The organism is Streptomyces sp. NPDC001770 (assembly GCF_053596135.1).
The window spans coordinates 56,580-78,844 of sequence record NZ_JBSFFN010000008.1 but is presented as its reverse complement, the minus strand read 5'-3'; the positions used below and the strand labels follow the sequence as shown (position 1 = coordinate 78,844).

The 22,265-nt window shown below is 72.9% G+C and carries 14 protein-coding genes and 2 tRNA genes; 9 read left to right on the top strand and 7 right to left on the bottom strand.

Features of this window, described 5'->3' with window-relative positions; translation table 11 throughout:
• Positions 1–37: 37 nt before the first annotated feature.
• Both ACWCSV_RS09855 and ACWCSV_RS09850 read right to left on the bottom strand, forming a co-directional pair.
• Positions 38–1,213 carry a glycosyltransferase family 39 protein gene (locus ACWCSV_RS09855; protein ID WP_451140310.1) on the bottom strand — a complete coding sequence of 392 codons (1,176 nt, stop codon included), beginning with the start codon at positions 1,211–1,213 and terminating at the stop codon, positions 38–40.
• A gap of 155 nt (positions 1,214–1,368) precedes the next feature.
• On the bottom strand, positions 1,369–2,340 hold the full coding sequence (locus tag ACWCSV_RS09850; protein WP_451140308.1) for a bifunctional DNA primase/polymerase: 972 nt from the start codon (positions 2,338–2,340) through the stop codon (positions 1,369–1,371).
• 400 nt (positions 2,341–2,740) lie between these two features.
• On the opposite strand from ACWCSV_RS09850, the gene ACWCSV_RS09845 reads away from it, so the two are divergent.
• The 3 genes from ACWCSV_RS09845 (at position 2,741) to ACWCSV_RS09835 (ending at position 8,756) form a co-directional block, all read left to right on the top strand.
• Positions 2,741–6,016 carry a glycosyl hydrolase 115 family protein gene (locus ACWCSV_RS09845; RefSeq protein WP_451140306.1) on the top strand — a complete coding sequence of 1,092 codons (3,276 nt, stop codon included), beginning with the start codon at positions 2,741–2,743 and terminating at the stop codon, positions 6,014–6,016.
• Between the two features lie 397 nt (positions 6,017–6,413).
• Complete coding sequence (locus ACWCSV_RS09840; protein ID WP_451140304.1) at positions 6,414–6,971, top strand: SigE family RNA polymerase sigma factor; 558 nt, start codon at positions 6,414–6,416, stop codon at positions 6,969–6,971.
• A gap of 135 nt (positions 6,972–7,106) precedes the next feature.
• Positions 7,107–8,756: a long-chain fatty acid--CoA ligase gene (locus ACWCSV_RS09835; protein ID WP_451140302.1), complete on the top strand. Its 1,650-nt coding sequence runs from the start codon at positions 7,107–7,109 to the stop codon at positions 8,754–8,756.
• A gap of 110 nt (positions 8,757–8,866) precedes the next feature.
• On the opposite strand, the gene ACWCSV_RS09830 is transcribed toward ACWCSV_RS09835, so the two are convergent.
• Both ACWCSV_RS09830 and ACWCSV_RS09825 read right to left on the bottom strand, forming a co-directional pair.
• Complete coding sequence (locus tag ACWCSV_RS09830; RefSeq protein ID WP_451140300.1) at positions 8,867–13,177, bottom strand: PAS domain-containing protein; 4,311 nt, start codon at positions 13,175–13,177, stop codon at positions 8,867–8,869.
• A 424-nt stretch (positions 13,178–13,601) separates the two neighbouring features.
• The gene (locus ACWCSV_RS09825) at positions 13,602–14,396 is read right to left on the bottom strand and encodes an SSI family serine proteinase inhibitor (protein ID WP_451140298.1); all 795 of its coding nucleotides are present in this window, start codon (positions 14,394–14,396) and stop codon (positions 13,602–13,604) included.
• A gap of 409 nt (positions 14,397–14,805) precedes the next feature.
• Between ACWCSV_RS09825 and ACWCSV_RS09820 the strand changes: the two genes are divergently transcribed.
• The 5 genes from ACWCSV_RS09820 to ACWCSV_RS09800 all read left to right on the top strand — a co-directional run bounded on the left by ACWCSV_RS09820 (position 14,806) and on the right by ACWCSV_RS09800 (position 18,413).
• Positions 14,806–14,896: transfer RNA gene (locus ACWCSV_RS09820), tRNA-Ser, on the top strand.
• Positions 14,897–15,384: 488 nt separating this feature from the next.
• Positions 15,385–15,457 (top strand) — tRNA-Arg (locus tag ACWCSV_RS09815).
• Positions 15,458–15,606: 149 nt separating this feature from the next.
• Complete coding sequence (locus ACWCSV_RS09810) at positions 15,607–16,824, top strand: helix-turn-helix domain-containing protein (protein ID WP_451140296.1); 1,218 nt, start codon at positions 15,607–15,609, stop codon at positions 16,822–16,824.
• Positions 16,825–17,111: 287 nt separating this feature from the next.
• Complete coding sequence (locus ACWCSV_RS09805) at positions 17,112–17,528, top strand: ATP-binding protein (protein ID WP_451140294.1); 417 nt, start codon at positions 17,112–17,114, stop codon at positions 17,526–17,528.
• A 282-nt stretch (positions 17,529–17,810) separates the two neighbouring features.
• Entirely contained in the window at positions 17,811–18,413 is a 603-nt protein-coding gene (locus ACWCSV_RS09800) for a YcxB family protein (protein ID WP_451140292.1), read from the top strand.
• A 37-nt stretch (positions 18,414–18,450) separates the two neighbouring features.
• On the opposite strand, the gene ACWCSV_RS09795 is transcribed toward ACWCSV_RS09800, so the two are convergent.
• The 3 genes from ACWCSV_RS09795 to ACWCSV_RS09785 form a co-directional block, all read right to left on the bottom strand.
• A complete protein-coding gene (locus ACWCSV_RS09795) occupies positions 18,451–19,731 on the bottom strand; it encodes an NAD(P)/FAD-dependent oxidoreductase (protein ID WP_451140290.1) in 1,281 nt (426 codons plus the stop codon).
• Positions 19,732–19,864: 133 nt separating this feature from the next.
• The gene (gene sigJ / locus ACWCSV_RS09790) at positions 19,865–20,812 is read right to left on the bottom strand and encodes an RNA polymerase sigma factor SigJ (RefSeq protein WP_451140288.1); all 948 of its coding nucleotides are present in this window, start codon (positions 20,810–20,812) and stop codon (positions 19,865–19,867) included.
• Between the two features lie 66 nt (positions 20,813–20,878).
• A complete protein-coding gene (locus tag ACWCSV_RS09785; protein ID WP_451140286.1) occupies positions 20,879–21,403 on the bottom strand; it encodes a CGNR zinc finger domain-containing protein in 525 nt (174 codons plus the stop codon).
• 316 nt (positions 21,404–21,719) lie between these two features.
• On the opposite strand from ACWCSV_RS09785, the gene ACWCSV_RS09780 reads away from it, so the two are divergent.
• A complete protein-coding gene (locus ACWCSV_RS09780) occupies positions 21,720–22,259 on the top strand; it encodes an HPP family protein (RefSeq protein ID WP_451140284.1) in 540 nt (179 codons plus the stop codon).
• The last annotated feature ends 6 nt before the right edge of the window (positions 22,260–22,265 follow it).

Sequence of the window (22,265 nt, the reverse complement as noted above, 5' to 3'; positions counted from 1 at the left end):
GGTCCGTAGCGGCCGCAAGCTCCCCGCCGGCGCGTGGCTACGGCGGCCCCGACCCTGTGAGCCAGTACGCGCCGTACACCGCCGAGGCGCCGGTCAGAGCGGTGAGGACGGCCCAGGTGAGGGCCGGGCGGCACCTCGTGAGGACGACGGCGAGGGGGATCAGCAGGGGGAACGCGGGGAGGAGCAGGCGGGGTTTGGAGCCGAAGTAGCCCGAGGCGCCGACGGCGAGCAGGGTGACGAGGGCCGAGTAGGCGATCAGCGGCGGGGGCTGGAGCTGCCTCGCGCCGATGTGGTGGGGCCAGTAGGCCAGGACCAGCAGGGCGGCGAGGGCGAGTACGGCGAGTGCGGCGGAGCCGCCGGTCAGGAAGCGGGCGAAGGCCCAGCCGCCGTCGAAGCCGTTGCCCCACTCGTCCTGTACGTCGAGGTAGCCCAGCAGGTGGCCGCGCCGGGCGCCCACCCAGAGGATGTACGCGGCGGCGCCCACCGGCGCGATCAGGCAGCCGAGAACGGCCCGCAGCCGGCTCCGGGCCGTGCCGGTCCCGTTGCGGTGGTGGAGCCAGACCGCCAGGAGCAGGGCCGCGGTGACGGCGAGTCCGACCGGGCGGGTCAGGCCCGCGAGGCTCGCCAGGACGCCCGCGGTCGCCCACCTCTCGCGGAGCACGCACAGGAGCCCCCAGGCGGCGAGGGCGGTGAAGAGCGCTTCGCTGTATGCCATCGACTGGACGATGCCGACCGGTACGGCCGCCCACAGCACCACGCAGACGACCCCGGCCCGGTCACCGTAGGAGTGGCGCACCACGAGGAAGACCGCCCAGGCCGCGAGGGCCGAGGCGAGGGCCGAGACCAGCAGTCCGGCGGTGGGCAGGCTCAGGCCCGTCACCGCGCGGATCGACCGCTCCAGCCAGGGGAGCAGGGGGAAGAAGGCCGTACTCGACAGGGAGCGGCCGTCCGGCGCGTTCAGGGTGAAGGCGTAGCCGTGCTCGGCGACCCGGGCGTACCAGAGGGAGTCCCAGCGCTCCGACAGCAGCACGCGGGGGCTCTTGCCCGTCGAGTCGGCACGTACGGCCAGGGCGGCGAGGCCGAGCGCCCGTACGCAGAGGAAGAGGGCGACGGCGAGGAGCGCGTACCGGCCTGAGCCGGTGGGCCGGCGCGGGGCGCGTTCCGCCGTCCTGATGTCGCCGTGCTCCCGGGCGGTGGGTGCTGCGGCGGACATGGCGGGCCGATCTCTGCGGGGCGGGGCGGGGCGTACGTGACGCGGTCCGCGTCCACCGGTCCTGCCGGCTGCGGAGACCGGAGAGAACCCTAACGCTCCCCGGCCGGCCGGGCCCTTCCGGTCCCCGCGGACGGCCCCGAGCCCCTCCGGCGGTCTCAGGCCGCCTCGGAGCGGCCCGCCGCCAGCCGGGCGGCGGAGGCGAGGGTGGCGCGGGCCTCGCGGGCGGTCAGGCCGGCGCTCACGGCCGCCTCGGCGAGGGCGGGGGCGAGGGCGTCGCCGAAGCCGTGTTCGTACGCGCGGCAGGCGGCCCAGAACAGCCGGGTGTTGCGCTGTCCGGAGCGGGCGGCGAGCACGAAGTGGACCAGCCCTTCGCCGTGTTCGGGATCGCGTGGCCCACGGGCTCCGGGCCCGTCTCCCGGCCCGTCTCCGGCCCCGGTCCCGCCCCGGGTGCCGCGCGCCCGGCGGGCCGGAGTCAGCAGGCGGAGCAGGGTGCGCGGGCACGGAGCCGGCGGGAGGTGGGCGGTACCGGGGGCGAGTCGGTAGGTGCCGTGCGGGGTGACCGAGCCCGGGCCGATGAGGTAGCCGCCGGTGCCCCGGACGTCGACGCCGGGGGCGAGCCGGCTCGCCGAGCCGGTCACGGCGACCTCCGGGGGCACGGTCAGCCAGAGGTGCCGGCCGCCGCCCGGGGTGAGCACGGTGAGGGTCGGCGGGAGGGCGAAGAGGTGCTGGAGGGCGAGCTGGCGCAGCGCCCCGTCCGACCGCCCGCCCGCACCCGTGGCCGTAACCGCGCCCGTACGGGCGGCCGGGGCGCGGTTGTCGTCCCCGTCCAGGTCGATGCCGATCAGGCGGTGCGGGCCCTGTCCGCAGGCGATGCCGTACCCGGCGGCGTGCGGGGCCGCCGCGAAGAGGGCGCGGACGGCCGCCGGGTCGGTGGTCGCGTCGTGCACCCCGTGACCGGGCCGCCCGCACAGGCCGGTGCAGGTGGTGCGCGCGGTGCTGCCCCGGTGCGGCGAAGGCAGTGCGGGGAGCCGGGCGGCGGTGAGCGGGATGACGGGGAGCCCCCGCTCCGCGGCGTTCAGCGCGTGGGCCAGGGCCAGGGTGGCGAGCTGCCGGTCGGTGGGGGCCATGAACTCATGTTCGTACAAGCGTTCGAAGAAGGCAACGGGATTGAGGGTGACCCCGGGCACCCCTCGCCCCGTCTCGCTGGTGGGCCGGGCCGCTTCCGTGCCGCCCTCTCCGGAATCGGTTGGTGCAAGGGGATTGACCGCTGGAAAAGGCGGGCTTTAGGTTTCCAGAAAATTGCGGGGACATCTTCGAAATGTTTCGACTCGGCGCAAGGCTCTCGAGTGGCTCGATGTCGGAATTCCTCGTATTCAGGCGCCTTGGTTCGATAAGGGAGGGATCGGTGAGCTGCGGAATCCTGGTACCGGACGCCCAGGTTCGCGCTGCTCACGGCTGTGACCTGCGAGCTCTCCCTCATGTCCGTGGCGGCGACTCTTTTCTCGAAACTTTTATCGGAGGTCATTCGTGGAATCACAGATTCCGGGCCCGCAGATTCCGGACTCGCAGGAGGACCCCCGTCTCTCCGGTGCCCTGGACACGCCTGCGCCGGGCCGTGCCGGCCGCAGGTCCGTACTCGCCCTCGGCCTCGGACTGAGCGCCCTCGCGTCCCCGCTCCTCTCGCTCGGCGGGGCGGCGCCCGCCCTGGCGGCGCCTCTCGGCGCCCCGGGAGCAGGCGGGACGAAGGGCGTGGGCGGGGCGCGGGGCCGGGCCACCGACTCCGGCGCGTACATCTCGTTCACCCCGGTGTCCGGCGGCTTCACCCTGGTGAAGTCGGGCCACGTGGTTCCCCTCGTCGTCAGCGGCGCGGACTACGTGGGTGTCATCCGGGCCGTCGGCGACCTGCAGTCCGACATCGAGCGGGTCACCGGGGTGCGCCCGGCCGTGGTGCGGAAGGCGGGGGCCGGGCAGCGGGAGATCGCGATCGTCGGCACCATCGGGCGCAGCCCGCTGATCGACGCGCTCGTGACCTCGGGCAGGCTCGACGTGAGCGGGATCGCGGGCAAGTGGGAGACCTCCCTCCAGACGGTCGTCGAGCGGCCGATGCCCGGCGTGGACCGGGCGTTCGTGATCGCCGGCAGCGACCAGCGCGGCACGATCTTCGGCGCGTACGACGTCTCCCGGGGCATCGGGGTCTCCCCCTGGTACTGGTGGGACGACGTGGCGCCGGTCCACCGCGACCAGATCCACGTCCGTCCCGGCCGCCACACCCAGGGCACCCCCTCGGTGAAGTACCGCGGCATCTTCATCAACGACGAGAACCCCTCGCTCGGCACCTGGGCGCCCAAGTTCTTCGGTCCCGGCAAGGCGGCCGGGTTCGAGGGCGGGCTCAACGCCGGCTTCTACGCCCGGATCTTCGAGGTGCTGCTCCGCCTCAAGGCCAACTACCTCTGGCCGGCGGTCTGGGGGCGGGCCTTCGCCGAGGACGACCCGCTGAACCACGCCACCGCGACGGCGTACGGGATCGTCATGGGCACCTCGCACGAGGCCCCCATGATGCGCGGCATCGAGGAGTGGAACCGGCACGCGGTGGCCGCCGTGCGCGACAGTGCGGGCAACATCACCACCCCCGGCCACGACCCCTACGGCGGTACCGGCGAGTGGTCCTACCGGCGCAACTCCGAAGCGCTGAAGGCGTACTGGGCCGACGGCATCCGCCGCATGAAGGATCAGGACTTCGAGGGCGTGGTCACCCTCGGCATGCGCGGCAACGGCGACACCAGCCTGCCGGACGGCGACGGCATCGAGCTGATGAGCGAGATCATCGCGAGCCAGCGTGCCATCATCGCCGACATCACCGGCGACGAGAAGTCCGTCCCGCAGGTGTGGACCCTCTACAAGGAGGTGCAGCGCTACTGGGACCGGGGGCTGCGCGTCCCCGACGACGTCACCGTGGTGCTCACCGACGACAACTGGGGCAACATCCGCAAGCTGCCCCAGCTCGCCACCGACGACCGCACGGGCGGCTACGGCCTCTACTACCACTTCGACTACGTGGGCGTCGGCCGCAACTACAAGTGGGTGGACACCACGTCGCTGCCGAACATGTGGGACCAGCTCAACCAGTCCTACACGTACGGCAACCGGAACCTGTGGGTCACCAACGTCGGTGACCTCAAGGGCAACGAGCTCTCCACACAGTTCTTCATGGAGTACGCCTGGAGCCCGGCACGCTGGGACCTCGACAACCTCCCGGAGTGGGAACTCGGCTACGCCCGGCAGCACTTCGGAGAGCGGCAGGCCGAGCGGATCGCCGAGGTGCTCTCCGAGTACGCGCACCTCCAGCAGATCCGCAAGCCGGAGCTGCTGAACCGTCGCATCACCCTCGACCCCGCCAAGAACCCGGCCACCGACGCCTCGGCGATCGTCTACGACGACAGGGCGACCCCGTTCAGCCTGGTGGACCACCGCGAGCTGGAGTGGGTGACCGAGCGCTGGCGGGCCCTCGCGGCGAAGGCCCGCGAGGTCGGCGAGCGCCTGCCCGCATCCTCGCAGGACGCCTGGTTCGAGCTCGTCGGGTACGAGGTCGAGGCCACCGCGAACGTCTACGAACTGCGTGAGGCGCAGTTCACCAACCTCTTCTACGCGGACCAGGGACGGGCCCTGACCAACGAGCTGGCCGCGAGGGCCGAGGCCCGCCTCGCGGACGACTTCGCCCTGGCGAGGAGGTTCAACACCCGGGTGGCGGGCGGCAAGTGGGACGGCTTCCAGACCCAGCCGCACATCGGGTACGGAGACGTCGACCGCTACGGCCCGAACGCCCCGTGGCAGCAGCCAGAGCTGAACAACGTGGCGCTCGCCGACGAGATCTACCCGGCGGTGAAGCGCATCGAGCTGCCCCGGGCGGCCGGGATGGGCGTGGCCGTCGAGGGCAGCGAGGACTGGTGGCCGGGCGGTGGCGGGGGCGAGGCGGTGCTGCCGGTGTTCTCCCCGTACGGCAACGGCCCCGACCCGTACCTCGACGTGTTCAACCGGGGGCAGGCGCCGTTCGACTACCGGATCACCACCGGGCAGTCCTGGCTGATGGTGGACCGGCCGCGCGGGCGGGTCACCACCCAGACCCGGGTCACCCTGCGGGTCGACTGGAAGCGCGCGCCGCAGGGCGTCACCCGGATACCGGTGACGGTGAGCGGTCCCGGCGGGGCGAGCGTCGTCGTGACCGCCGTCGTCGACCGGCCCAGGACACCGAAGTCGGGCCTCAAGGGGTTCGTGGAGGCCGGCGGGTACGTGTCGATGGAGGCCGAGCACTACAGCCGCGCGGTCGGCAGCGGGTCGGTCGGCTGGCGCCACCTGCCCGACGTCGGCCGTACGGCGGGCGGCATGGAGCCCTTCCCGGTGACGGCGGCCCGGCAGTCGGCCGGCCGGGGGCCCCGGCTCGAGTACACGCTGAGCCTCTTCACCACCGGACCGGTCACCGTCTGGGCGTACCTCTCGCCGAGGAACAACCCGCTCTCGGGCGACGGCCTGAAGTACGCGGTCTCCTTCGACGACGAGGTACCGGCCACGGTGAACGTCACGGCGGTCACCGGCGGCGACGACGGCACCATGAACGTCCAGTGGGCGCGCGCCACGTCCGACAACGTCAACCGCACCGCCACCCGGCACGTCATCACCCGGCCGGGAGAGCACGTGCTGAAGTTCTGGATGATCGACCCGACCGTCGTGGTCCAGAAGCTGGTGGTCGACACCGGCGGCCTGCGCCCGGTCTACCTCGGCCCGCCGGAGAGCCTGCGGCTCGGCTGACCCGGGATCGGAGGCCCCGCGGGAACGACCCGCGGATCCCGGCGGGTCCGCGGCCGGCCCGCGCGACGGCACCCCGGTGCGTCGCGCGGGCCGTTCCCGTCCGGAGGTGGCCGCGTACCGGCCGGGGGACGCGTAACGGGGCCACCGGAGGCGCGTCCCGGCCGTCAGGGGCGCGTCCCGGCCGCCGGAGGCGCGGACGCGAGGCCGGAGGCGCGTACGCAGGGCCGGAGGCGCGGACGCAGGGCCGGGGGCGCGGGGCGCGTTCGACCCCGAACCCGGCCCGTGCGCCCTCCACCCCCAGGAGGTGGACGCCTCCCGGCGCCTACAACCTGAGGGGGACGAGCCTTCGGGACCTGGGGCCGATCCGTCGCCCGGCCTTCGCTCCTAGGTTGGAGAGATGACCACGCCAGTCTGCGCGGGCGCCCTCAGGCACCCCGCTGCCGCCGCCGGACACACCCCGCCCTACCCGTCGTTCTCCTCGTACGTCCGGGCGCGCGGGCCCGTCCTGCTGCGCACCGCCCGCTCGCTCACCGCGAATCCGAGCGACGCCGAGGACCTGCTCCAGACCGCGCTGGCCAAGACCTATGCGGCCTGGGAGCGGATAGAGGACCACGGGGCGCTGGACGGATACGTCCGCCGGGCCCTGGTGAACACGCGTACCTCGCAGTGGCGCAAGCGCAAGGTCGACGAGTACGCCTGCGACGAACTGCCCGAGCCGGAGACCGCCCCGGCCCCCGACCCCGCCGAACACCAGTCGCTCCACGACGCGATGTGGCGTGCCGTGCTGAAGCTGCCCGACCGGCAGCGGGCCATGGTCGTCCTGCGGTACTACGAGGATCTCAGCGAGGTCCAGACCGCGGAGGTGCTCGAGGTGTCCGTGGGTACCGTGAAGAGCGCCGTCTCCCGTGCGCTCCGCAAGCTCCGCGAGGACCCGGAGCTGACCCCCGCGCGCTGATCCCGCACATCCGTCACCACGCCGTCCCGCCGGGGCGCGTACCGATTGGAATGCTCCGGAGTAGTGACATACCGCGCGGTATGTGCGCAGAATCAGCGGAACCTTACTGCCGCGTAGCGCCTCCGGGAGGACGCCGTGCTGAGCACCATGCAGGACGTACCGCTGACTGTCACCCGCATCCTGACCCATGGGATGACGATTCATGGGAAGTCGCAGGTCACGACCTGGACCGGCGAACCCGAGCCGCACCGGATCAGTTTCGCCGGGATCGGCGCCCGCGCGATCCGGCTCGCCAACGCCCTCCGCGACGAACTGGGCATCGACGGAGACCAGAGGGTAGCGACCCTCATGTGGAACAACTCGGTCCATGTCGAGGCGTACCTGGCGATTCCGGCCATGGGTGCCGTGCTCCACACCCTCAATCTGCGGCTCCCCGCCGAGCAGCTCATCTGGGTCGTCAACCACGCGGACGACAAGGTGGTGATTGTCAACGGCTCGGTGCTGCCGCTTCTCGCGCCGCTCCTGCCCCACCTGCCGTCCGTGGAACACGTGGTCGTCGCCGGTCCCGGCGACCTGTCCCTGCTCGACGGGGCGGCACCGCGTGTCCACGACTACGAGGAGCTCCTCGCGGGCCGTCCGGACACCTTCGACTGGCCCGAGATCGACGAACGCCAGGCCGCCGCCATGTGTTACACCTCCGGCACCACGGGGGACCCCAAGGGTGTCGTCTACTCGCACCGTTCGATCTATCTGCACTCGATGCAGGTCAACGCGACCGAGTCGATGGGCCTGACGGACGCCGACACCACCTTGGCGGTCGTTCCGCAGTTTCATGTGAACTCATGGGGTCTGCCCCATGCGGCCTTCATGTCCGGTGTGAACATGTTGATGCCGGACCGTTTCCTCCAGCCGGCCCCTCTCGCCGAGATGATCGAGAAGGAGCGCCCGACCCACGCGGCCGCGGTCCCCACCATCTGGCAGGGCCTGCTCGCGGAGGTCACCGCCAGGCCGCGCGACCTCACCTCGATGACCCGCGTCACCATCGGCGGCGCCGCCTGCCCGCCCTCGCTGATGGAGGCGTACGACAAGCTGGGCGTCCGCCTCTGCCACGCCTGGGGTATGACGGAGACCTCGCCGCTCGGCACCATGGCCAACCCGCCAGCCGGGCTGACCCCCGAGGAGGAGTGGCCGTACCGCGTCACCCAGGGCCGCTTCCCGGCCGGTGTGGAGGGGCGGTTGGTCGGCCCGGGCGGCGAACACCTGCCCTGGGACAACGAGTCGGCCGGTGAGCTGGAGGTACGGGGACCCTGGATCGCCGGCGCGTACTACGGCGGTTCTGACGGCGAACACCTGCGCCCCGAGGACAAGTTCAGCGAGGACGGCTGGCTGAAGACCGGTGACGTCGGCGTGATCAGCCCCGACGGGTTCCTCACCCTCACCGACCGGGCCAAGGACGTCATCAAGTCGGGCGGTGAGTGGATCTCCAGCGTGGAGCTGGAGAACGCGATCATGGCCCACCCCGAGGTGGCCGAGGCCGCCGTGGTCGCCGTACCCGACGTGAAGTGGGGCGAGCGCCCGCTGGCCACGGTCGTCCTCAAGGAGGGCGCCACCGTCGGCTTCGACGGCCTCAAGGACTTCCTCGCCGAGTCCGGCGTCGCCAGGTGGCAGCTCCCGGAGCGGTGGACGGTCATCGCGGCGGTACCGAAGACGAGCGTCGGGAAGTTCGACAAGAAGGTGATCCGCAGGCAGCACGCGGACGGCGAACTGGACGTCACGGTCGTCTGACCCGTCGCGTCCGACCTACCGCGTCCGAACCGCCGTGCCGGACCGGTCGCGCCGGGCGGTACGCCGGAGGGGGCGGTACGGATTTCCGTACCGCCCCCTCCGACGTCAGCTCAGTTGGTCCCTATCTTCGCCAGCAGATCGACGATCCTGGACTGCACCTCGTCGCTGGTGGAGCGTTCGGCCAGGAAGAGCGCGGTCTCGCCGGAAGCGAGCAGCGACAGCTCGGGACCGTCCAGTCCGGCCGAGGTGTAGACGACCAGCGGGGTGTGGTTCAGGCGCCCGTTGGCCCGCAGCCAGTCGATGATCCCGGCCCGCCGGCGACGTACCTGCATCAGGTCCATCACCACCAGGTTCGGCCGCATCCGCGCGGCCAGGTCGACCGCCTCGCTGTCGGTCGCCGCCCGGACGGCCTGCATGCCCCGCCGCTCCAGGGTCTGCGCGAGGGCCGTCGCGATCTCCTCGCGCTCCTCGATGACGAGCACCCGGGGCGGGTGCTGCTCGCTGTCGCGCGGCGCGAGCGCCTTGAGGAGGACGGCCGGGTCGGCGCCGTACGCCGCCTCCCGGCTCGCCTGGCCCAGCCCCGCCGTGACCAGCACCGGCACCTCGGCCGCCACCGCCGCCTGGCGCAGCGACTGGAGGGCGGTACGCGTGATGGGTCCGGTCAGCGGGTCCACGAAGAGCGCGGCGGGGAACGCGGCGATCTGCGCGTCCACCTCCTCGCGCGAGTGCACGATCACCGGCCGGTAGCCCCGGTCGCTGAGCGCCGCTTGCGTCGAGACGTCGGGAGCGGGCCAGACCAGCAGCCGCCGGGGGTTGTCCAGCGGCTCCGGAGGCAGCTCGTCGTCGACCGGCACGGGCTGGGGACGGTTGGCGATCTCGACCGCACCGCCCGGACCGTCCAGCGGCTCCGGCCCCTCGGCGCCCTCGTCCGGCGCTCCTATGGCGTACGAACGGCCCTCGGCGACCTGCGCCATGAGCTGCCCGGAGGCCGAGGCGGTGGCGCCGGGCTGCGCGTTCTGCGGCTTCTGGAGACCCGCGCCGGGCCGTGCGGGCTGCGGGGCCGGAATCTGCGGAGGACCCTGCGGCCGGTCTGCGGGAGCCGGAGCCTCCGAGCCCGGGGGCGCCGACAGCTTGCGGCGCCGGCCGGCCCCGCCGAGCGTCTGGTTCTGCTGGTGCCCCAGGTGCTGGACGAGCGGTACGCCCTGGCCCAGCGTCCGCACGCTGAACGCCCGGCCCTGGGTGTCCGAACCGCCGGGCATCGGCATCTCGGCCGGCAGCGGCTGCCGACGGGCCGCGGGCACGGCGGAGGGCGGCACCGGGGTGCTGCCGGTCGCGTGCGCCGTGGGCCCGTCACCGGACACCGGCCCGGGAGCCGCTGCCGGAGCCGCGGGCGCCGCCGGAGTCGCGGGCCCTGCAGGCGCGGTGGCCGGTACGGCGGTGCGGGCGCGCGCCGCGTACGCGAGGGCGGGCTCCGGCGCCGCGTCGACGACCTCGTCCTCGGCCTCGTTGTCGGGGTGTCCGTGGTCCGCCGCCCGGGCGGCCGGGTCCGGGCCGCCGACCCGGTCCGTCGAGTCGACCCGCGACCAGTTCTCCGGCGAACCCGCCGCCTCGGCGGGACGGGCCCGGCGCCGGCCGGACGGGGAGGCGGACACCGGGTGCGGCTGCAACGGGGTGTGGTCCTCGTCCGGACCCATGGCGGTGGCGTCGTGCCGGTCCGGTACCGCCCCGGGCTCGGCGGGCCGGTCCGCGTCGGCGGGCGGCAGCGCGAACGGGGTGCGCGGCCCCGCGTTCTCGGCGGCCAGCCGCTCCTGCGCGGCGGCCAGCGCACGCCGGGCGCGACGTCCTGCGGGCTGGAGCTCCGGCGCGAGCGCCTCGGGCTGCGGGATGCCCTCGTCGTGGACCACGGGCGACCGCACCGGCAGCGCCGGACGCCCCTGCTGTGCTGCTGCCGGCCGGCCCTGTGCGCCCGGTGCCTGCTGTCCCGGTCCCTGCGGAGCTGCCGGAACACCCTGCGGAGGCACGGTCTGCCCGCGCTGCGGACGGCCCGCGCCCTGGGCACCCTCCGCCGCCGTCACGACCGAGCCCTCCGAAGGGCCGCCACCGGCCGCCGGGAGCGCGAGAGCCTGCCCGGCACCGCGCGGACGCGCCTGCGCGGGCACCGGCTGCTGCGCGGGACCCGCCTGGGCCGGAACGGGGACCGGCTGCTGCTGGGGACCGCCCTGCGCCGGTACCGGTACCGACTGTACGGACTCTGGGGCGCCCGCCGACCGCGCCGGGACCGGAGCGGTCTCCGCCGGGCTGGGACGGCCGCGCCTGCGGCCCGAACCCTCGCTCGGCCGGGGCACGAGTGCCTCCTGAGCCTGCTCCTCCACCGCCGCGGGACCCCGCCGCGCCCGCCGCCGCCCGGTCGGACCGGCGCCGCCGGTCTCGTCCGGCGCGCCCGCAGGAGCACTCGAGACCCCCTCTTCGGGGGAACCCGCCACCGGCACCGCGCCCTCGGCGCCCGCGAGGCTCTCCGGCCCCTCCGGGCTCAGTGCGCTCTCCAGGAACGCGTCCGTCGACGACCTGCGGGCCCTGCGCCGGCCACCGCTGACGACGGCGGGAGCGCCGACGGCCTCGAAGCCCGCGACCTCCTGCTGCGCGGCCTGCTCCGGCACGGCGCCCTGCTGCGGAGACTGCTGGGGCTGCTGCTGGACCGTGCCGGAACCCGAGCCCAGCGGTACTTCGAGCACGTACGCGCTGCCCGCCATGCCGGGCATCTCGTGGGTCTGGAGCACCCCGCCGTGCGCCCGCACGATCCCGCGCACGATCGGCGTGTGCACCGGGTCGCCGCCGGCGAACGGGCCGCGCACCTCGATCCGTACGACGTCCCCGCGCTGTGCCGCGGCCACCACGACGGTCGAGTCCAGGTAGCCGCCGCCGGGGGCGATCCGGGTCTTGCCGGTGGAGTCGATTCCGGCCACGTCCGCGACCAGGTGGGCCAGGGCGGTCGCCAGCCGGCGCGCGTCGACCTCGGCCTCGATCGGCGGGGCGTGCACCGCGAACTGCGCGCGCCCCGGTCCGATCAGCTCGACCGCGCCGTCGATGCCCGCCGTCACGACCGCGTCGATCGGCGCCGGAGCCTTGTCGAGCGTCTCCGTGCCGAAGTCCAGGCGCTGGTAGCCCAGGACGTTGTCGACGAGCGTGGTCATCCGGGCGTACCCGGCGGCCAGGTGGTGCAGGATCTGGTTGGCCTCCGGCCAGAGCTGTCCGGCGGGGTCGGAGGCGAGCGTGGCGAGTTCGCCCCGCAGCTCCTCCAGCGGCCCGCGCAGCGACTCGCCGAGAACGGCCGTCAGCTGCGTGTGCTGCGCCCCGAGCAGGGCGATGTGGTCGGCCTGCTCCTCCAGCTCGGAGGCGTACCGCTCGGTGCGGTCGGCCAGTTCGGAGGCGTGGCTCTCGGTGAGACCGGAGACCTCGGTGGTGTGGCTCTCCGTGAGCTCCGTGACGGCGGCGGTGTGGCTCTCGGTCAGCTCCGCGACCTCGGCCGTGTGCTTCTCCGTCAGGGCCGCGATCTCGGCGGCGTGCTTCTCGGCCAGCTCCGCGACCTCGGTCGTGTGCTGCTCGGTCAGCTCCTCGTACGGCCTGCGGTCGGTGAACGTCATCACCGCGCCGACCAGCTGGTCCCCGTCGCGTACCGGAGCGGTCGTCAGGTCCACCGGGACCCGGGCACCGCTCTTGGACCAGAGCACCTGCCCGCGCACCCGGTGCTTGCGCCCGGAGCGCAGGGTGTCGGCGAGCGGCGACTCCTCGTACGGGAACGGCTCGCCCTCCGCACGCGAGTGCAGGATCAGCGGGTGCAGCTCCTTGCCGCCCAGGTCGCTGGCGCGGAAGCCGAGGATCTGCGCGGCGGCCGGGTTGACCAGGACGACCCTGCCGTCGGTGTCCGTACCGACCACGCCCTCGGAGGCGGCCCGCAGGATCATCTCGGTCTGCCGCTGCGAACGGGCCAGCTCGGCCTCGGTGTCGACGGTGCCGGAGAGGTCCCGCACGACGAGCATCAGCAGCTCGTCGCCGGTGAACGAGGAGGTCGGGAAGTCGTTGTAGGCCGCCTGACCGCTGTCGAGGCTCGCGCTGGTGACCTCGACGGGGAACTCCTGGCCGTCCGTCCGGCGGGCGATCATCCGCGTCGGCTTGGTCCGGCCCCGGGAGTCCGCCGAGTCCGGCCGGCGCATCGAGCCGGGGATCAGCCGCGAGTCGAACTCGGCGAGCAGGTCGAGGAGTCCACGGCCCACCAGGCCGGTACCGGGCGACTCGAACATTTCGAGCGCGATGGTGTTGGCGTTGACGACCGTGCCGTTGGCGTTGACGAGCAGCAGCCCGTCAGGGAGGGCGTCGAGTATGGCTGCGAGGCGAGCAGTGCCTCGGGATGGCCTGCTGCTCACGACGCGCTTCCTCCCTGTTTACCGCACCTTGCCGGCCCGGGTCCCCATCTTGCCCCTCGGGCCACAGGCTGTCACGGGAGGAGTCTACGGGCACCGGAGCGGGCAGGAACGGTGGATGAGGGGGAGCTCTCATCGAGCTTCTGTACAACCGGTGCACACCGGAAGCCCCCAAACACCCCAACGCGCCCCGTACGTACGGCTCCGGAGGTTTGGGCGGAGCCGTACGCCGGGAGCCCGCGAGAGGGCTCGGCGACTGCGAGAAGGCCCGGTAAAAGGCCCATTCGGCCTACTGACCGGGCACTCGGGGCCCGTATGTGCTTCCGATGTGGGTCAGCTGTGCGTCCGGTCGGGCTCCCGCCCGTTCTGTCGGCCGGTCTCCCGTTCGGGGTGCCGGCCGGGGTTCCCGAACGGAATGCCGGCCGGACTACTGGCCGGTGGCCGGGAGCAGCGGCCGCAGGGCGTTCCAGCGGGCGATCTCGCAGCCGTTCCTGCGGTTCACCGTCGTGTCCACCGGGCGTCCGCGCCAGGTGCCGGTGATCCGGGCGGTGGCCGGTCCGCCGTACATCTGGGTGCACATCGCGTCCTTGTCGACCGGCCGGAACAGGTCCTCGCCCGCTCCCTCCGCCTCCGCGAGCCGGTCGCAGGATGCCTGCGCCTCCGGGTGGTCGCCCCCGCCCCGCGTGCCCGACCGGGTGCCGGCGGCGGGCGCGCACGTCAGTTCGTACGAACCGTCCCGGACGAGGCGCCCCGAGGAGTCGGCGGAGCTCGTCGTCCCCGAGTCGGTGTTCCCGGAGTCCTGGACCGTCACCGTGAGCCGGGTGGTGGCGTCGGCCTCGGCCCCGGTGTCCCCCTTGGCTCCGCCGGTGGTGGGTGCCGGAAGCGTGACGGGCGCCGGAAGGGTGGTGGGGCCGGTGGTGGTGGGGCCGGTGGTGTCCCCCGGCAGGTCGCTGTTGTTGCGGCCGGGGAGGGCGGGGACGTCCGTGTCCCGCGGCCCACGGGCCTCCGCCGGCCCGGCGCCCTTGCGCGCGGGGCGGAGCATCCCGCTGTACGGGGAACCGGCGGGCCCCGGCGAGGCGACCGGGCCCGCCTGCTCGGACACGGGGAGCGGCCCCGACCCCTCGATGGGTACGGGCAGCGGCCCGACGGCTGCGGCGAAGGGGGCGGCGGCGGACAGCGCGGCGATCGAGACGACGGCGGTGAGGGCGAGACGGCGCAGCATTGCGGGACTCCTGGTCCTGGGGCACGGGTACGGGTACGGGTGGCGGCGGGCAGCGGCTGACCCATCTCGTGTCCCTGGATCACGTCGGCCCTTCCTGGTGTCCCTAACGTCCCTCCCGCCCCGACGTTGCGCGATCCGACGGGGCCGCACGGAGCAAGCAGGAGTGCCCGCCCGGGCGTACGGGGGAGCGGGCGGGGGCGTACGAGGGGGAGTGGGCGGGGCGTACGAGGGGAGGGGGGGGCGGCGAACACCGGCCCGGTGCACGAACGCGCCGGACCTTCCCCGAATCGGGGGCGTATGTCCTTTGCCCTCGCGCCCACCTGGCTAGTACGGTGGGCCGCGATTGGTGACACCGCACTCGTCTGTGTCATCATCTGCACGCACCACTCGCGCTTGCGCGAGGTGTGCTGGAGGCGTCGCCTAGTCCGGTCTATGGCGCCGCACTGCTAATGCGGTTTGGGTTTTAAAACCCATCGAGGGTTCAAATCCCTCCGCCTCCGCCCCATCCGAAGCCCCGTGCCCCTGGCGCGGGGCTTCGGCCGTTCCTGGGGGCGGCGGTCCGGGGAGTCCGGGTCGGGTCCGGCCGTCCGGTCCGGGTCCGATCGCGGTCCGCTCGGGTCCGCTCGGGCTGGCTCGGGTTCGCGGTGCCGGCCGTACGCGGGCCGCCGCCGTCTCCGTGGCGTCCGTCGTGCGCGGGTCACCGACCGCACTCGACGGCCGGACGCCGACCGTTCCCGGTCGTGATCGTGACGGGCCCGGGCCCGGATCGTGGCGGCTCCCCGCCCCGGAGGCCCGTTCGGACGGTTTCTGCCCGCCGAAGCGGCGGGAGGGCGGGTGCGGGAGCGGGGCCGGAACGGTCCTGATTCGCCCTCTGGGGGCGTTTCCGCAGGTCAGAGGGGGTTTGGCTAACGGATTTCGCGTCCCGGCGCGGTTCATGTAATGTTGTTCTCGCAACGCCGACCGGGAAGAAAAAAGACCGGAACGCCAAGCACTCGTAGCTTAACGGATAGAGCATCTGACTACGGATCAGAAGGTTGCAGGTTCGAATCCTGCCGAGTGCACAACAGGCCAGAGGCCCTCAGGAGAAATCCTGAGGGCCTCTGTCGTATGCCATGGCGGGTGTTGGTGGTGGATCCGTCCCGGCCCGCTGGAGCTGCCGGCTCTGCGGCTGCTGGAGAAGCGGGGCGGCACGGCGGCATACCGTGGCGGTGTGGCAACCGAAGACCTTGGCCGGACTCTGCGCCGCTTGCGACGCCTGGCCTCTCTGACCCAAGAAGAGTTGGCCGAGCGGTCCAGTGTGTCTGTGGACGTGATCCGTCAGCTGGAGCAGCGACGCAAGCACTCAGCCCGCCTCCCCACGTTGCACGCGTTGGCGAACGGCCTCGGTGTGGAGCTGACGACGCTTCTCGGTGACCCGCCTGCGGTCGCTGCTTCCGGTGAGAACGACGGGCCGCGGTTCGTCGCGGTACGCCGCGCCATCATGCCGGCGCTCTGGGGTCCGGAGCCCGAGCCGCCGGGACCGGACTTCTCGCTGGACCGGCTGCGCGAGCGGATCGCGGAGGGCTGGTCGCGGTACCACGCCGCCGAGTTCGACGCGGTGATGGACGCGCTGCCGGGCCTGCTCGCGGAGGCGCGCTCGGCCACGGTTCCGGGCCCGGGCGGCGGCGACTGCGGGGCCGGATTTGCAGCCCTGGGGAAGGCACTTCAGCTCGCCGGCCACGTATCCGTACGGATGGGCAAGACGGACCTTGCCCTGACGAGCCTGGAGCGGGCGACGGCCGCTGCGAGGCAGTCCTCCGACCCGTTGCTTCTCCCCATGATCGTCAACTCCGTCGCGTGGACCTATCAGCGGCAGGGGCGTCTGGAGGACGCGTTGAGCATCGCCGTCCGTGCCGCCGACGACCTGTCGGACGCCGGTCGTACCGATACGGCCGACGGCCTCAAGGTGTGGGGCGCGCTGACCATGAGTGGGGCCACCTCGGCCGCGCGGAGCGGCGACTACGAGCGCGCCGCCGACATGATGGAGAAGGCGGAGAGGGAGGCGTCGCGGGTCTCGAAACTGCCGGACGGCGGCGACAACCGCATGGTCAGTGTCTTCGGCCCGTCTTCGGTCCGGATCGAACGTGTCCGGCTCGCGGTCCAGTACGGGCACCCGCAGGACGCTCTGGCGCTCGCCAAGGGCATGCGGATGAGCGAGGACATCCCGCCGTCCTGGCGGACCTGGCTGCTGTTGGACGTGGCCCGGGCCCACACGGACGTCGGGGACGCTTCCGGGGCGGTGAAGACCCTGGAGTCCCTGAGGAGGATGGCTCCGACGTGGATGCGACACCACACCTTGGCCGTGGCCATCGTGCGTGACCTGTGGGTACTGCCCAACCACCCGCCGGGGTTGCGGCCGTTGGCGGAGTTTCTGGGGATCGACGCTTAGAGCCCCTCGTTTGGATCATGCCGGGCTCGCGTGCCGGGTGCCGCACCTCGCGGCGTTGTCGTCGGTCGCCCACGCTCCGCATCGACTCCCTCCTCCGCCTGGCGATGCACGGCACCCGTCCCCGCTCCCTGACCCCGGCCTGATCCAAACGAAAGGCCCTAGCGTGCCGAAAGTGGGACGTTGCGCCCCTGTTGACGTTCCCGACATGTCGCTTTCATGGGGTGCGAACAGCGCCCTGGCGACCGTACGAACGGTCCCGGGCTCGGCCGATCCGAGAGCAGACCGACATGCCGCAACCCACGACTCGGGCCCGTTCGACCGGGCACCCCGGTTACAGCGGGACCCTGCCGCGCGAGCCCCGGAGCGCTGCCATCGCGCGCCGCCTCACGAGTGCCGCCCTTTCCTGCTGGGGATTGGAGGAGATGGCCGACGACTGCGCTCTGGTGGTGACGGAGCTGGTGGCCAACGCGGTGCGGCACGCCCGGAGAGGGGCCATCCGCGTCGTGGTGGAACGTACTGCCGTGCGGACGGTTCGTGTGGCCGTCGCGGACTTCTCCCGTGCCCTTCCACTGTTGTGTGAGTCTGAGGAGGCGGCGGAGGAAGGACGGGGCCTGCTTCTCGTGGCGGCGTTGGCGACCGGCTGGGGCACGGACGAGCGGCGCTGGGGCAAGAATGTGTGGGCGGACCTGGGGGAGCCGCAGTGACCGCCGAGGAGGCCCCTGCACGCAGCATGGCTCGCGCTCATTTATCGCAGCTGGTCGACATGTTCGGCAGTGACGGTTGCCTGAGGGTCAGCACGATCGCCGAGGGATCTGCACGGGGTCCGGTGCCGGGCTTCGCCCCCGACGGTCACGGGGAGCCGGAGGGCGACGAGCGGACCTGACGTGCCGTGGGCGGACGAGCCGCGTGCATCGGCGGCCGCCGCCTACCACCGTCGCCGGAATCCGGATTCAGGGTGCTGTGTCCTCCCATTACGATCACCGGTCATGGACACCAGGGGTGGGGCAGCATCACAGCCGGAGGCGGAGCGGGGTACGGCCGCCGTCGCCGAGTTCGTCTACCGGCTGACGGCCGATGACTTCGAGCAGGCGCTTCGCGGGCGGGCACGGTGGTCGTGGGCGGGGAGGGTCCAAGTGCTGCTGTTGCCGGTGGTGACAACCGTGGCCTTCACCGTTTTCTCGTTCTTGAGGGGCAGCTCGCTGCCGGTGGCGATCGTCACGACGGTGGTTGCCGACGTGGCGGTGATCTGGGGCACCTTGCGAGGTCTGCGTTCCACGGCCCGCCGGATAGCCAGTGTGATGGAACCGTACGGGGAGTGCCGCACGGTGGCCGACGAGAGCGGCACGGTCAGTACCGGCGAGCGGGGGGCGTTCAGCATGGAGTGGAGCGTGTACCGGGAGTACCTGGAGACTCCCGGGCTCTTCGTGGTGCTGGGCGGCGACCGGGCGACCGGGATCGGGGTGCTGCCCAAGCGGGGTGCCCAGGACCCGGCGGACGTGGACCGGCTCCGGGAGATCCTGGACCGGAATCTGAAGCGGCTCCAGCGACTTCCGAAGAGCCCTGACACGGACGGGCCGTGGCGCCGGTAGGACGTGGCGCCACGGCCCGTCGGGTGCCCGGCGGCGGTCAGGACTCGGCCGGTACGGGCGGTACGGGCTGCCCGCCCGGTACCGGCGTCGCGTCCGTGACCGGCGCGGCGGCCTGGCGGACCACCGGCCGGCGCCGCGACGGCAGGCCGAGGGTGGGGTTGGCGACGCCCCAGGCGGCGCCCTTGCAGACGAGCTCCTTGTAGAAGGCGGCGAGCCGGCCGGTCAGGGCGGCGCTGACGGCGCGGTCGTCGGCGGTGACGTACTGGATGAGGCCCTCCTTGCGGCCCAGCGAGATGCACTGGTTGAAGTAGCGGACCGAGGGCTCCGGGAGCTTGTCCCCGGTCAGGCGGGCGGCGATGGTGTCGGCGGCCTGCCAGGCGGTGGGGACGCCCGAGGCGCAGGACATGCGGAGCGGTTTGTCTCCGGGGCCCATGGCGAGGGCGGCGTCGCCGATGGCGTAGACGTCGGGGTGAGAGACCGAGCGCAGGGTCCTGTCGACCACGATCTGGCCGCTGCCGGTGACCTCCAGGGTGGTGGCCTTCGCGATCGGGTGGACCGTGAAGCCGGCGGTCCACACGGTGACGGCGGCGGGGACGGCGGTGCCGTCGGCGGTGACCACGTGGCCGGCCGCCACCTCGTCGACGGTGGTGTGTCCGCGCACGGTGATGCCGAGCCTGTCGGTCACCTTCCGCAGGTGGCCGCGGCCCTTGGGGGAGAGCCAGTCGCCGAGTTCACCGCGTACGGCGAGGGTGACGTCGAGGTCGGGGCGGGCCTCGGCGATTTCGGTGGCGGCCTCCACGCCGGTGAGACCGCCGCCGACGACGACCACGGGCTGCCCGGCGCCGAGGGCGGCCAGCCGCTCGCGGAGCCGGAGGGCGCCCGGGCGGCCGGTGATGTCGTGGGCGTACTCCGCGGTGCCGGGGACGCCGTGGGTGTTCCAGCCACTGCCGAGGGCGTACACCAGGGTGTCGTAGGCCAGTTCCTCGGTCCCGGCAGCGGCTGGAGCGGCGTCCGGGGCGGCGTCCGGGGCGGTGACGGTGACGGTCCTGCGGTCGGCGTCGACGGCGGTGACCCTGCCGAGCCTGAGTGCCACGCCGGTGCCGGCGAACATCTCGGCGAAGGGCCGGGGCCTGAGCTCCTGGCCGACCGCCAGCTGGTGGAGCCGGACCCGCTCGACGAAGTCGGACTCGGCGTTGACGAGGGTGATGTCGACGTCCTCGCTCCGCAGCCGCTTGGCGAGGCGCCCCGCGGCGATGGCGCCGGTGTATCCGGCCCCGAGGACGATGATGCGGTGCTTGCGGAGGGTGTGGTCCTTCATTTCCTTGGCTCCCTGTCTCGCGTCCTGTCCCGCGCGGTTCGCCTCTCGGCGCGGTTCGCCTCTTGAACCGGGCAGCCCGGCGATTCCTGACAGGGATGCGATGTGAAGCAGGTCACATGGCGTGGAGGTGTTGTCAGAACGGGCGGACCAGGGGTTCGCCGTGCTCGCCGGCGGCCGCCCACCGCTCGGTCGCGCGGACCAGCTTGTCCGGGTTGACCTGGCTGCGGAACGCGGCGATGCCCTCGGCGGTGATCTCCATGCAGACGATCCCGATGACCCGGCCGTCGAGGACCGCCACCAGGGCGGGCCTGTTGTTGGCGGTCGAGGCGTAGAACCCGGGGGAACCGCCGGCGAGCTTGCGCTTGGCCCGGCTGGGCTTGAAGAGGCCCCGCATGAACTTCGCGACCGCGAGGGCACCCTCGAACGCCGAGGCGCGGGCCGGGACCTTGCCGCCGCCGTCGCCGACCGCGATGGCGTCGCCGGTGAGGAGCGCCACGAGGGGTTCGGTGCGGCCACTGGTGGCGGCGGCGAGGAACTCGTGGACGATCCGCCGGGCGGCGGCCTCGTCGATCTCGGCGCGGGACCTGCCGTCCGCGACGTGCTTCTTCGCGCGGTGGAAGAGCTGCTGGCAGGAGGCCTCGGTGATGTCGAGGATCTCCGCGATCCTGCGGTGCGGGTAGTCGAACGCCTCCCGCAGCACGTACACCACACGCTCGTTGGGGGAGAGGCGTTCCATGAGGGCGAGCACCGCGTACGAGACGGACTCGCGCTGCTCCACGGTGTCGGCGGGGCCGAGCATCGGGTCCCCGGCGAGCAGCGGTTCGGGCAGCCACTGGCCGACGTACGTCTCGCGGCGGGCGCGGGCCGAGGTCAGCTGGTTGAGGCACAGGTTGGTGAGGACCTTCGTCAGCCAGGCCTCGGGGACCTCGACGCGGCCGATGTCGGCGGCCTGCCAGCGCAGGAAGGTGTCCTGTACGGCGTCCTCGGCGTCGCTCGCGGAGCCGAGGAGGCGGTAGGCGATGGCTTCCAGGCGCGGTCGGGAGGCTTCGAACCGGTCCACGTCGTCCATGGTCAGTGCCATGGCCGGGATTCTAGTGCTGTCGGGGTGTGGGGTCCTGGCGGATCGGCGGATTGGCGGATCGGCGGATCAGCGGGACTTCGCGCTGTGCCGGGCGACCCGTGCCCGGTTGCCGCAGGCGGGGCCGCACCACTGCTGTCCCTTGCGCAGTGCGGAGAAGAACAGGACGCAGCTCGGGGCCGGACAGCGGCGGAGCAGCAGTCCGCGGGGGGAGCTCAGCAGCCGCACCGCGGACGCGCACACCTGGGCGGTGACCTTCTCCAGGGTGGTCGACTCCTCCGGCCATACGAGGCGGGGGCCGCCGGCGGGCCAGGCCAGCTCCGCCCTGTGCAGGGTGCGGGCGGCCGTGGTGACCAGGCCGAGGGGCGCCTGGGAGGGCGCGGTGCGGTCGATCAGTGCGTCGAGGAGGTCGCGGACCGCGCTCCGGGTGGTGAGGGCGGAGGTGACGTCGTCGGTTCCGATCCCGATCGGCTCGGCGGCGGACATGGCCAGTCGCGACCGGTGGACCGCGATCCAGTGGGCCAGCCCCTGGGGCGTGCTGACCTCGTCGACCAGGATGCCCGACTCGTAATGCCATGAACTGGTGAATTCCACCGCCAAAGGTTCACTCGGGCGGATTTCCAGCGTGTCCCTGCCGCGGGTGGTCATGTTCGATGCTCCCTCTCGTACGCCGCACCGGTTCATCTGGTCGACAACTGCTCTGTTCCTCATCGCCGTTCATCGTCGCCGAACGGCTGTCGGGCCATCGAGGGCGGTGGTGGGCGGCCGGGATGTACCGGACATTCTCCGGCTCTTCCGGGATCCGGTGAGCAGGCGGATGGCTCTGTGCGTCCAGGAGCTAATGGCATAGCCATTAGCATTGTCCCGCAGTGACGCGGCGACGCGACCACAGGGAAGGCCGGACCGAGCGATGACGCAGACGCAACCCCACGAGACGCGACCCCGCGAGACGCCCGGGCGTCGGCGCCGGCGCGCGACGGGGGCTCCTCCGCGCCCCGGACCGAAGGTGATCCTCGTCGCGACCGCCACCAGCGTCGCGGCGCTCGTCCTCCTGGTCGCCCTCGGGACCTGGACCCATCAGGTGCTCCTCATCCCGCCGCTCGCGGCGAGCATGGCGCTGATCGTCGGGGCGAGTTCGACCCCCCTGGGCCAGCCGCGCAGTGTCGTCGGCGGGCAACTGGTCTCCGCGGTGACGGGGTTCCTCGTGCTCGCCGCGCTCGGGCAGGGCGTCTGGTCCTCGGCGGTGGCGGGCGGGCTGGCGCTGGGGGCGATGATGCTCCTGCGGGTGGCGCATTCCCCGGCCGCCGCGACCGCCGTCATCGTCGCGTCGACAGGTCCCTCCTTCGGCCCGTTCCTCGGCCTGCTCGCCGCGGCGTCGGTGCTTCTCGTCCTGGTGGGCCTCGTCGGCAACTGGATCAACAAGCAGGCGTATCCCGTGTATTGGTGGTGACCGGGA